This is a genomic window from Saprospiraceae bacterium, assembly GCA_016713025.1.
In the GTDB taxonomy this organism is placed as follows: Bacteria; Bacteroidota; Bacteroidia; order Chitinophagales; family Saprospiraceae; genus OLB9.
Window position 1 is genome coordinate 510,354 of the sequence record JADJPZ010000002.1, and the last position, 12,313, is coordinate 522,666.

Genomic DNA, 12,313 nt, shown 5'->3' on the forward strand with positions numbered 1-12,313 from the left:
GAAGTTAAAATTTATTATAATCTCTGAGTGCTTCATACAGCATTTTATGATCCAGTTTACCAGCATTGGCAATCAGGTGATCGGCAATGACCAGTGATTTTCGGATCTTAATTTCGCTGCTTTTTATTTTATTGATCACATATATCAGGTTGCGTTGTTTACCTGGGGTCAATGCATGAAAATATTCGTAAGCCTGATAATCCTGAGCCAATACTTCATTCAACTCATCGGGCATAGGCATACCATAATCGGAAGTATCTTTGGACATGCTGACTTTGATCTCGTGGTGCTCAGGAAGATTGATCTTTTGACGTTTTCTTTATTGAGGAGGACAAACCAGGTACCTTTGTTGGGCATCAGCGCACAATGTATAGTTAGCTGACCATTGATGGTACAAATCACCCTCCTGTCTGTTCCTTGTGTAAATTCGGTAGCTATGACGTTGGGTACATCAAAATACCAGCCCCAAAGCGGAGAAGACTGAAATCGGGACAAAGTTGTAGCAAAATTGACTGTTTCCATTATCGACCTGACTGCATTACCATAACCTTAATTTTTTCATTAAGTTCATCGGCATGAATCAGGTCTTCTATCGGTAAGTGAAATCTGTACTTCCAGTAATGTTTTGGATTGCTGGGTTCATTGATTTGTTCTTCGGTAGCCACAGGCCTTCTCAATCGGGAATCCATACCTACAAGATCCTGAATCGGGAAAATAGCCAGCATACTCGGGGAAGATAAATGTTCATCAACGATAGTCTGAACAATATTTTCACCACATACCATAGGGGTAAGCCCGTGCCAATGGAGATAATTGTAATAGAAATCTTTGGCATTTTCATGGTCATTTTCCCACCAACCTCTGATGGTAGACATATCATGACAGGAAGGACTACAGACTGAAAAATAGGGATATGAGCGCACATTTCCAAATTTAGTATTTCCCTTGGGCATACGTTGTATTTCGAGCGACATGATATTCATATCTTTCATGACTCCCGGTACGGAGTTGGGTATCATGCCGAGATCCTCACCACAGATCAGCATATCGCTGGCATCCAGTATGGCAGGAAGTTTCCATAATGCCTGCTGTTTCCAGTATTCATCATGCCGATAGAAGAAATAGTCATCGTGTATACGTGAAATAGCTCCTTTTAAACTATCATCCAAATGTGTGTATGATGTCGTCGTGCTTAATGTGATCCGGGGATTGAACATACTGAAATTACTTCCCGGCTCAGGTATCAGCAAAATTTCTGTAAGTAAGCTCAACAGTTGTTTTTCGTATCTCTGGTAATCAGTATTTTTAGTTACAAAGGCATTTATATCCTTTTGAGTTGCAAAAGATGGCTTAAAGCGAATCTTACCATACTCATTTCTTGTGAAAAAGGCTTCAAATACCTTTTCTGCATCCTTGCCAAAATATCTGTTCAGAAGATCATCGGTAATATATGGTTCATACAATCTGCTGAGATCTCCATGGATACCATATGATCTGATTTCATCTATAGTCAAAGGAAGCCTGGGGTTGAACATACCTAATGTACCTTCAACTTGCTGGAAAGGTATCTGCCAAATTCTAAAAAATCCAAGAATGTGATCTATCCGCAATGCATCAAAGTATCTGTTCAACATCTGCATCCTTTTTTTCCACCACATGAAGTCATCTTTAGCCATGACAGACCAATTGTACGTAGGAAATCCCCAGTTTTGACCCAGTGTGGAGTAATCATCCGGTGGTGCCCCTGCCTGTTCGTTCATATTGAATAGCTGAGGCTCTACCCAAGCATCACAACTATATCTGTAGATACCTATCGGCAAGTCTCCTTTGATAATTACTGACTTACTTCTGGCATAATCCCTCGCTTCAGTAAGTTGTTTGTCTGCGTGATACTGTACGAAAAAATAAAACTGTATTTCTTTATATGCCGGATAGCCATCGTTGCATAAAGACCTGATCAATTCAGGACTATACACAGCATATTCATCCCAATCATTAAAATTGATGGTACTATACTTATCCCTCAGATGACAGAAAGCGGCATATGGCTTGATCCATGATTCATTTCTTTCTATGTACTCCTGAATACCATTGTTATGGATGAAAGATGTGTATTCCTGATTGAAAAGTATTTTCAGAAATCTGAATTTAGCTTCAAGCACTTTTTCAAAATCTACGGTAGTACCGTTATTGAGATCAGCCTGTAGTTGTAAAAAAGCTTTATGATCATTTTTATTTTTGAAATGCGCGATTGACTGAAGATGAATGTATAAAGGATGCAGGGCAAAAACAGAGATCGCAGCATATGGATAAGAATCCTGCCATGTTTTGTTGGCAATAGTATCATTGACGGGTAATATCTGAATGATTTTAAGTCCGGTATTGTGCGCCCAGTCTGTGAGTAACTTTAAGTCTGAAAACTCACCAATACCAAATCCCTGTTGGCTCCGCAGTGAAAACACCGGAATAGAAACGCCAGCCCCACGCCACACAGAATCTTTATATTGAAACTTTTCATCTGTGACGATGATATGATTATTTGAATTTTGGTGTAGTACAAAATGACACTTTCTATTGCTTCCGTCTTCCCAAAGTTTTACTGAGTTTTCTTTCGGATCCAGTACTACGTATTTATACTCGATGCGTATATCAGTACCGTCAAAGGGCAAACTCACCTTCCACAAAGGAAAATCTGTTTCGTCCATCCATAAAGGCTTCAGCCATGAACCGAGCTCAGGTATATTGCCTATGATACCAAATTTGAGATCGGATTGGATCATTGCTGAGTGAAGACAGAAAGTCAGTTGGTTTTTAGGTTTCTTTTGAGGCTTCTTACTTGCTGATTCAGTTATTTCTCTTCTGAAAATTGACTTTGAAAAAGCGGTAGACAAAAACGCATTGGCTTCATTTGCACGTGGTCTCCATTTATCCTCAATATAAACGTTACCCGGGCCCAAGCCTTGCAATTTTCGATTTTTTCCCCATTCCTTCAGAATGACAACTTCGTTTTTTAGCAGAATATATTTATAATTCAAAACCGCTGAATCCTTTAATTCCAACGTTCCTGACCAATTTTCTCCATCATTAGTCTGAAAATATTGAATTTTGTCGGTTTCTGTAGAATCAGAAGAATATTGAACACCAATCTGCTCCCCGTACACCGTTCTGTAATGCAGATGAAAATGTAAAAACATATGAAAGTTTTCTTAGGCTTTAATTCAAATTCACAATATTTATCAATCTAAATATTGAGTAAAAAAGATATTAGTGGCAAATATACACTAAGTGTGAGTTAAATACTTAAAATTAGATAAAAAGTTTCATATTGTAGTTCAAAATTTACATATTTTAAAACAGAATGAACAGGTAATCTGTTAGAAGTGAAATCATATGTTTTTAGAGTAAGAATATTTTTTTTGTGTATCTTAAATCTGTTATCTGGTCGTCAGATTTATGGTCAATTCCCTAAAACTGCTTCATGTCAGAATACAACATTTGACAAGAAGGTTCATAGCTATTTGTCATACAGTGTGCCGGTAATCAGTGTTAAAGATGCTTTTCTCAAAAAATCAGACGTAATTTTCCTTGATGCCCGGGAAATTCATGAATATGATATATCCCATATCCCTGAATCAAGATATGTAGGATATGATAAATTTAAAATAGAAAACATTAAGGACATCCCAAAAGATAAAAAAATAGTTGTGTATTGTTCTATAGGTTATAGAAGTGAAATCATTGCTACCAAGATGAAAGAGGCCGGATATAAAAATGTGTACAATCTTTACGGCAGTATCTTTGAATGGGCCAATAATAATTACACCCTCGCTGACAAAAAAGGTAAAACTACCAACAGAATTCATACTTTCAATAGAAAGTGGAGTCAATGGGTTTTAAATCCTGATTTAGAAAAAATATGGTAAGCCCTGATTAGGGTGTTTCCATTATCTTACGTTACATACTGGTAGTTTGTTAAATCTTTTTTATCACTTTTCTCCAAGTGAAGTATTAGAACATTTTACTTTTTTGCACCAGTTCCTTGTCAAGAATATTTACAGCAAGTTAAAATTGTTAGCATAGAAATGTGATATTGATGAAAAAATGTCTTGATTGTTGGAATATTGTATTGTTTCTTAACTTATTGCTGGGGTTTTCAGCGTACACTCAGAGGGTAAATACAGAATTAATTGGAAAAGAAAAGTCCCATTTTGTTAGCCAGATATCGAACCTTGAGTTAATTTACCACAACAAGCCGCACATCAATTTTTTATTAAATGTTTCAGAAAACAAGTTACTCCCACTTGTATATAATAAGGCAGAGAAAGAAAGTTTCAAAGTAGATCAAGGCCGCTTTCTTCAGATAAAAAATGAAATTCCCGGTTTCTTTACCCAAAATATAAGTTTTGGCGGAAAAACTGTTACACTCTCTTTACAAAAAACAGTAATCCACGCACCTGATTTTCACATTTTGACTAGCGAAGGTCAAAAAATCTATCCGGATGTTTCCGATATGTTATTTTACACAGGTATTATTCAGGGCTCAGAACAATCATTGGTAACTGTAAGTATCTTTGATGATGAGTGGCATTATCTGATCTCTTCAGAACAGGGAAATTATGAAATTCATATTTCGTCCGATGGTATTGGTGAAGGATTTTTCAGTAAGATCAATACATCACACCACAATGACATTATCGATTCACACGTTAAGATACCATCCCAAAGGAGCCGTGTTACCACCGGAAGCAGGAGCGGAAACTGTATTGAAATATTTATGGAATGTGATTATCACACCCATCAGGCTTTGGGCAATAATATTGACGCAACAAATGTATGGATCGGCAACTTATTTAATAATGTAGCAGCAGTTTATGCAATGCATCAGGTGCCATTGGTACTCAGGCAGGTATTTATCTGGACAAATTCAGACCCTTATACATCTGCAACAAATCCCGGACAATGGAGAGACCTCTTTGTAGCCCACCGGCAAAATAACTACAACGGAAAGCTCGCAATTCTGGTTTCAAGCAGAGAAATCGGAGGTGGTATCGCCAATGGTATAGGTGGATATTGTAATTCTTATCCTGAATATCCGGGCCCTCAGTGTGTGGGTTCTAATCTAAGTCTGAATAATAATGGAAACGGAAATTTCACTTATAATACCTATCTGATAGCACATGAAATAGGCCACGTTATGGGGTTAAGGCACACAAATGCCTGTGTATGGGGAAATAACACAGTCCAAATAGACGACTGCGGAAATGTATGGGCAGAACAAAATGGTCAGGCTATAGAAGGCAGTACATGTTACAATGCAGCCAACCCAATCATACCTGCTGTAGGAGGTACTATCATGAGTAACTGTCATTTGCTCAATCAGGTCGGCATTAACCTATCCAATGGTTTCGGTGCTATAGCCGGAAAAGTTTTATATGATCAGTACGTATATGCATCATGCGTTACAGGCACTTCATGCAACAATCTGCCTCCTGTAAATGACCTTTGTAATAACGCCATCTCATTACCAGTCAACTACTCCTGTCAAAATTTCCGGTTTTCAAATCATAATGCTACATCATCTCAAAATCCGGGAGCATTTTCTTGTGGAAATGGTGGTAATCCGGTGAAAGATGTCTGGTTTAAGATCGAAATTCCACCTTCAGGAAGTGTGACAATAGCTACTTCCCAAACTTCAGGAGGGCTGACAGACTTGATTATGGAAGTTTATGCCGGTAATTGCAATTCCTTGCAGTTTGTCAACTGTGATGACAATAACGGTGAAGCAAATCATGCACTCATTAAGCTCAATAACAGGACTCCGGGAGAAATCATACTGATAAGAGTAGCTGATCATCTGAGTGATCAGGATGGAATGTTCAATATCTGTGCCAATGACTCTTTGCTACCTTGTCATCCTGATTTTGCTGCTATGATGAGTTTTTATAATAACACCGGCGGAGCACAATGGTCAAACAAAACAGGTTGGCAGAATGGAGCAAATGGCACTGATTGCAATGTTTGCAATTGGTTTGGTGTGCGGTGTAACGCCATAGGCAGAGTAAGTGCCATCAATCTTCCTTCCAATAATATTATAAGTTCTGGTTTGACATCCGATTTAGTAAATCTCCATTATCTGACAGAGTTAAGGCTATATAATAATAAGATTTCCGGCAGTATACCATCAGTTATTATGCAACTTGTCAAACTTACAACACTGGATCTTGGTCGAAACCTCCTTACCGGCAGTATACCATCCTCAATAGGGAATATAGCAACACTAAAAAATCTGTATCTGGACAACAATCTGCTTTCAGGAAGCCTGCCCGTATCTATCACCCCTCTTAATCTTAGTTTGATATATCTGAATGATAACAATCTCAGCGGCTGTATTCCGTCATCATATGCCACCTTCTGTAGCAAAGCATATAATTTTGCAGGCAATCCACTACTTGCAAACGGTGTTAGATTTGACGACTTTTGCAGTCTGGGTTCGGGTGTAGACCTGGATGCTGACGGATATTGTCGGCATGGATTGGATTGTGATGATAATGATCCATTGATACATCCATTAGGTATAGAAATTTGCAATCTAAAAGATGACAATTGCAATGGTCTCACGGATGATATTATAGCACCGGTCACAAACACCTGGATCGGAGCATCTGGCAATTGGGATATTGTCACAAACTGGAGTCTGGGAAGTATTCCGGGAAGATGTCAGAATGTGGTGATAGGCGGATCAGGTAGTATCATCATAACTATACCAAGCGGTGTCACGGCCTATGCCAGATCCGTTACTGTATCTTCCGGGAAAACGCTGACAATTTCGAGCGGAAGTAACTTAAATATCAATCATGGACTTAATCTCACCAATTCCGGTACGATCAATAATTATGGTCTTGTCAATATCAGCAACATTCACGAAAACACTAGTTTTGGTATCAATAATCATGGGGTTATCAATAATCAGACCTCTGGTAACATATCCATCACCAACTCAGGATCGCGATCATTTTCAAATAATGTTGGGGGCACTTTTACAAATTCAGGTGTATTGACTATTGATAAAAATGCATTTAATCTTTCCAGTACAGGATTATATAATGCAGGCACCTTCATTAACAATGAAAATATAAATATTAGAAACATTACAGGGATAAGATTGCATATAACTGCCGGATCGACTTTTACAAATCAGGTCAATGGCTTTTTAAACATTGAATAAGTAGATTGGGTTTTGTTGGTTTTTTGTAAAAAGTGGTAAGTCAGGAATATTCAAATCCACCCATGAAACTTTTATTTTCTGATGATTGTTTATATTTCTTAAATGTGAAAGTATGGAAGTCGAAATACAGGAAATAAAACAATTGCTAAAAGAATTGGTGCTTTCTCAAAAGGAAACCGATAATAAGTTTAAAGAAACGGATAGTAAATTTAAAGAAACGGATAGTAAATTCAAGGAAACAGATATTAAGTTTAAAGAAACGGACAAAAGAATAAAAGCCGCTTTTGATCTGTTCGAAGGACAATGGGGAAAACTAATGGAAAGTCTTGTGGAAGGTGATCTAATAAAATTACTCCAAGCAAAAGGTATCAATGTTCATGATACTTCTATGCGCAGAAAAGGTAACTATGAAGGGAATAATTATGAGTTTGACATAATAGCCCACAATGGTACCGAAATAGTCATCGTAGAAGTAAAAACTACATTAAAAACACAAGATGTAAAAGCTTTTGTACAAAAACTTAAACAAGTCAGAGTTTGGTTGGATGAGTACAAAAACTTTACGGTCTATGGAGCAATTGCATTCCTGAAAGCTGACAGTGGAAGTGAAATGTTTGCTCAAAGTGAAAAACTATTTGTAATCAAAGCAACAGGTAATTCCGCAATGATTATTAACGCAGATGATTTTGTACCCCAAAAATTCTGATGTTTTAAATTCTTAATATTAAGTGTTTGATGTCTTAGCAATTAGGTCATAATTTTATACTCAAAATGAATACAATAGTAGATGAATTTTTCGCAAACCAATTTATTTTGAGTGTAAATAGAAGAATTGGACATCAAGTGATAGATGGTAAAGGATAGCTTTATACAATTCGTGCATTTTATTTAACCATCAAAAAAAGGGAAATTTATCTTTCATTAATAAAAAATAAAGTCTAAATTTGCACATTTCAAATCATTGATCATCACTAATTTACATTCAAAAGATATTTTGCTGTAAAAATTTTGGTCCTGATGCATTAATATTTTGTCAATCATGATGCTTGATTTTTTGCAAAAGGTGTATGTTAGATTTTTCATCTGACCGAAAGGGCAGAAATTCAAAACATTCTCTAAATTTCTTGAAGTATAACAATAAAATAGTGTCCCTTGCTTGAGATTTTCAGAAAAAATCTTTTTATAAACAGTTTGCTGCTTTTACCATATATTATTCTGGTAAGGCTGGCTACTTTATTTTATCCACAGAAATATCAGGTTCAGGAAACTTCCAATGAAATTCTTAAGGGGCTTTATAGCTTCATTGATTTTCCAGTTTTGCAAAGCATTATTGCAATTCTATTGATTTTTATACATGCTATCATCATCAATCACACATTTATAAAACACAGATTATCCCGAGAGATAACTTTATTGCCAGGATTAATATATGTGGTATTTGTTACAGTGGTGACGGACTTTACAGTTTTACACCCTGCATTGTTGGGCAATACTTTTATCATATTTGCCTTGATGAACTTGTTTAAAACATACAAACTTCCCAATGCTGCTGCATGTATTTTTAATGCCGGTTTTTATATAAGCGTCGCCTCATTATTTTATACACCTTATGTCTTTATGGTATTTTTTGGTATCATCATATTACTTATACTGCGATCATTCAAGTTGTTAGAAAAACTCCAGTACTTTTTGGGATTTTTTATACCATATTTATTTTTGTTTACATACAGATATCTCACAGATACATCACTAATGGATATTTCAGTTTTAAAAGAACTGTTTTTCAGATTGCCTTTTTTTGAATCAAATTTTTTAATTGTCAATTATATTTCTATAGGATTTATTCTGTTTAGTGTGTTAGTCTGTATACTCAATTACGGCACTTTGACCGGCAAAAAGATTATACAAGTACAAAAGAAAGTAGCAGTGTTATATTGGATATTGTTATACAGTCTGATATCATTTTTGATTTTCAGTACAGATGGTTCTATGCACTTATTGACACTTGCGATCCCGCTATCCATACTCACAGGTATATTGATCAGTGATTCAAAGTCAAAAATCAGCCATGAACTGTTACATTTTATGATTTTGGGCCTGATTTTATTAACACAATTCAAATTATTAGTTATTTGATGAGGTTTCCGATTAAATTATTTTACTTTATCAAATAATAATTTGGTTAAACTTATATTAAAGGTAACTGTAGTCACCCAATTTCATAATAATTGGAATTATCTTTGCACCATCAATTTAAAATGAGTGATATAAAAATTAAATAAATACATAATATGAAGTTTAATATTTTGATTGCCTTACTATTTTTTTTCTCAGCTTCATCAGTAATCGCGCAAAAAGAGAGCCCTGTAAAATGGTCTTTTGAATTCAAAAAACTGAATGATACAGACTATGAAATTGTAGCATCAGCCGGCATCAAAAAAGGTTGGACACTTTACTCACAGTTTACAGAAGATAATGGTCCAGTACCTACTTCTTTTGTGGTTGGTGACAAGGAAGTGAAGTTCGTAGAAAAAAGCAAAACTACCACAGAGTTTGACCCTTTATTTGAGGTGAATGTCATAAAATTTAAAGATGAGGCTATTTTTTCTTACATCATAAAAAAGGAAGATGCTGAGAGTTGCAAGGGTTATGTGACTTTTATGACGTGCGACGGAGCTAAATGTCTGCCCCCGACAGATGTAGAGTTTGATTTTAAATTTTGAATCAATTTTATATCTTTACACTTAAGCAAAAGTGAGAAAATATAATTCAATACCCGAAATAGTTTTCCAGAAGGTATTCCATCAAAATATTAATGCGTTTTTAGGCATAATTCATTTTAACATATAACGCCAAAAGAACTCCCAATTATTAATTATAAATGCAACCAATGAAAATGAGATTAGCAATTTTAACTTTAATCAGTTTTCTATTTTACACCAAAGGCGAAGGACAGGGCAAGATATTAAATCCTGTCAAATGGAGATTTGAGATTGAAAAAGTATCCGGGAGTGATTACAAGCTCAGATATATAGCCAATGTAGATAAAGGGTGGACTGTGTACTCACAATACACTTCTGATGATGGTCCGGTACCAACATCGATCAACTATGATGAAAAATCAGGCATTGAGTTGATAGGTAAACCTACAGAATCAGGTGCAAAAAAAGAAGGAATGGATCCTCTTTTTGGTGTCAATGTGATCAAATTTACTGCTGACAAACCATTCGTAATAGAGCAAAAAATAAGAGTAATCAATGCATCAAAGCCTATCGTCGGCTACGTCAACTTTATGGCGTGTGATAATGAGAAATGTCTTCCTCCCACAGATGCGGAATTTACACTCAGAATACCTCCTGATGGTGCTGCGCCAATTACTACAGAAAATAGTTCCGAACCTGTCAAGTCAGTAGCTCAGGAAATTAAAACCATAACGGAGCCTGCAAACCCTCAAACAACAACAGGAATTCCATCTGATACATCAGGAGTTGCACAAGCAGTTGCAACAGATTTTAAATATGGTGCAGTCATCAATGGCAACAAAATAGATCAGCGTGTGGAGGCATTGTTGAATACTTACAAAAATCCGGTGAGTGTGTGCGGAGGTATGGAAGAAAAAAAAGAAGGACTTTTCTGGACATTCATTTTTGGATTTATTGGCGGATTGCTGGCACTACTTACTCCATGTGTTTTTCCAATGTTGCCTATCACCGTCAGTTTCTTTACCAAAGATACAAATCGGAAAGGTTGGGTAAACGGGCTATTATATGGTGTATCCATTATAGTCATTTACGTATTGATTGGACTTCTGATCACCATTTTTGTAGGCCCTGAAGCGTTGAACCGTCTTTCTACCAACTGGATTGCAAATACTTTGTTTTTTGTAATTTTTATCGCTTTTGCATTTTCGTTTTTTGGCTTTTACGAAATTACGTTACCCAGTAGCTGGAGTACAGGCAGTGATCGTCTTGCTGACAAAGGCGGTTTGATAGGGATATTTTTTATGGCATTTACACTGGCATTAGTATCGTTTTCATGTACAGGACCTATCATTGGTACTGCCATAGTTCAGGCGGCTACTAAAGGAGAGTATCTTGGGCCATTTTTAGTGATGTTAGGGTTTTCTACAGCACTTGCTTTACCTTTTGGTTTATTTGCTGCATTTCCTGCATGGCTCAATACACTGCCAAAATCTGGTAGCTGGATGAATTCTGTAAAAGTTGTCCTTGGATTTCTCGAATTAGCTTTAGCTTTTAAGTTCCTTTCTGTGGCAGATATGACCAATGGTTGGGGGATTTTAAAGTATGAATTATTTATGGGACTATGGGTACTTATCTTTGCTGGTATGGCATTGTACTTATTTGGATTTATCAAATTTCCACATGATAGCCCTCTCAAAAAGCTTTCGATAACCAGAATTGGGTTTGCTGCGCTCTCTGTAGCTTTGGTAATTTATCTCATTTCAGGATTCAGAATAAATGAAAAAACCGGTGACTATCGAGCATTGTCTTTGATGAGCGGTCTTGCACCACCTGCACACTATAATTTTTTTCTGGATTTACAGGAAGTCGATCCCACCATCAAAGCCAAATATCCATCTTATTCCAAATGTGCCAATAATATCAATTGTTTTAAAGACTACTTCGAAGGTATGACTTATGCTAAAGAAACAGGTAAACCTGTCATGCTGGATTTTACAGGATATGGATGTGTCAATTGCAGAAAAACAGAAGAGCACATCTGGGTAGATGACAGAATCAGAGGTATATTGAATGATTCATTAGTCTTGATTTCGTTATATGTAGACGATGATAAAAAACTATCATCTGTATATATCTCCGAGCATAGCGGCAATAAACTAAGAAATGTTGGAAATAAATGGGCAGATTTTCAGATTGTCAATTTTGAACAAAACAGCCAGCCCCTCTATGTGATGGCATCAAATGATCAAAAGGTAATCACCAGTCCAAGACCGTTTGCAGAAGGCGTGGAGAGTTATCTGGACTTTTTGAAATGCAGTCTTCAAAACAGTAAAAACCAAAATTAGGATATTATTTGTTAAAAGTATAATTTTGCAATTTTCAATAA

Annotated in this window: 9 protein-coding genes; 6 read left to right on the top strand and 3 right to left on the bottom strand. The window is 36.2% G+C overall.

All coding sequences use genetic code 11. The annotated features are described in order from the left end of the window. Positions 1-4 precede the first annotated feature (4 nt). From IPK35_02325 to IPK35_02335, 3 genes are read right to left on the bottom strand one after another with little or no spacing between them, the layout of a single operon-like run. Positions 5-268 carry a YdeI/OmpD-associated family protein gene (locus IPK35_02325; GenBank protein ID MBK8052133.1) on the bottom strand — a complete coding sequence of 88 codons (264 nt, stop codon included), beginning with the start codon at positions 266-268 and terminating at the stop codon, positions 5-7. Continuing rightward, complete coding sequence (locus IPK35_02330) at positions 220-522, bottom strand: DUF1905 domain-containing protein (protein ID MBK8052134.1); 303 nt, start codon at positions 520-522, stop codon at positions 220-222. The genes IPK35_02325 and IPK35_02330 overlap by 49 nt, the downstream gene beginning before the upstream one ends. Next, the gene (locus IPK35_02335; protein MBK8052135.1) at positions 522-3,194 is read right to left on the bottom strand and encodes a 4-alpha-glucanotransferase; all 2,673 of its coding nucleotides are present in this window, start codon (positions 3,192-3,194) and stop codon (positions 522-524) included. Before IPK35_02335 ends, IPK35_02330 begins: the two co-directional genes overlap by 1 nt. 222 nt (positions 3,195-3,416) lie before the next feature. On the opposite strand from IPK35_02335, the gene IPK35_02340 reads away from it, so the two are divergent. The 6 genes from IPK35_02340 to IPK35_02365 all read left to right on the top strand — a co-directional run bounded on the left by IPK35_02340 (position 3,417) and on the right by IPK35_02365 (position 12,272). Beyond that, positions 3,417-3,923, top strand: a complete 507-nt coding sequence (locus tag IPK35_02340; GenBank protein MBK8052136.1) for a rhodanese-like domain-containing protein — start codon at positions 3,417-3,419, stop codon at positions 3,921-3,923. Between the two features lie 170 nt (positions 3,924-4,093). Next, positions 4,094-7,225, top strand: coding sequence for a hypothetical protein (locus tag IPK35_02345; GenBank protein ID MBK8052137.1), 3,132 nt, complete (start codon positions 4,094-4,096; stop codon positions 7,223-7,225). A gap of 112 nt (positions 7,226-7,337) precedes the next feature. Continuing rightward, positions 7,338-7,931 (top strand): YraN family protein, encoded by a 594-nt coding sequence (locus IPK35_02350; GenBank protein ID MBK8052138.1) that lies wholly within the window; start codon positions 7,338-7,340, stop codon positions 7,929-7,931. Positions 7,932-8,377: 446 nt separating this feature from the next. Beyond that, entirely contained in the window at positions 8,378-9,361 is a 984-nt protein-coding gene (locus IPK35_02355; GenBank protein ID MBK8052139.1) for a hypothetical protein, read from the top strand. A 155-nt stretch (positions 9,362-9,516) separates the two neighbouring features. Continuing rightward, complete coding sequence (locus IPK35_02360; GenBank protein ID MBK8052140.1) at positions 9,517-9,948, top strand: cytochrome C biogenesis protein; 432 nt, start codon at positions 9,517-9,519, stop codon at positions 9,946-9,948. A gap of 158 nt (positions 9,949-10,106) precedes the next feature. Further along, positions 10,107-12,272, top strand: a complete 2,166-nt coding sequence (locus IPK35_02365) for a hypothetical protein (protein MBK8052141.1) — start codon at positions 10,107-10,109, stop codon at positions 12,270-12,272. Positions 12,273-12,313 lie beyond the last annotated feature (41 nt).

What these genes read in the sequence shown, in the direction of transcription:
- IPK35_02325 (MBK8052133.1), bottom strand. Translation starts at nt 268, where the DNA reads ATGTCCAAAGATACTTCCGATTATGGTATGCCTATGCCCGATGAGTTG.
- IPK35_02330 (MBK8052134.1), bottom strand. Translation starts at nt 522, where the DNA reads ATGGAAACAGTCAATTTTGCTACAACTTTGTCCCGATTTCAGTCTTCT.
- IPK35_02335 (MBK8052135.1), bottom strand. Translation starts at nt 3,194, where the DNA reads ATGTTTTTACATTTTCATCTGCATTACAGAACGGTGTACGGGGAGCAG.
- IPK35_02345 (MBK8052137.1), top strand. Translation starts at nt 4,094, where the DNA reads ATGAAAAAATGTCTTGATTGTTGGAATATTGTATTGTTTCTTAACTTA.
- IPK35_02350 (MBK8052138.1), top strand. Translation starts at nt 7,338, where the DNA reads ATGGAAGTCGAAATACAGGAAATAAAACAATTGCTAAAAGAATTGGTG.
- IPK35_02360 (MBK8052140.1), top strand. Translation starts at nt 9,517, where the DNA reads ATGAAGTTTAATATTTTGATTGCCTTACTATTTTTTTTCTCAGCTTCA.
- IPK35_02365 (MBK8052141.1), top strand. Translation starts at nt 10,107, where the DNA reads ATGCAACCAATGAAAATGAGATTAGCAATTTTAACTTTAATCAGTTTT.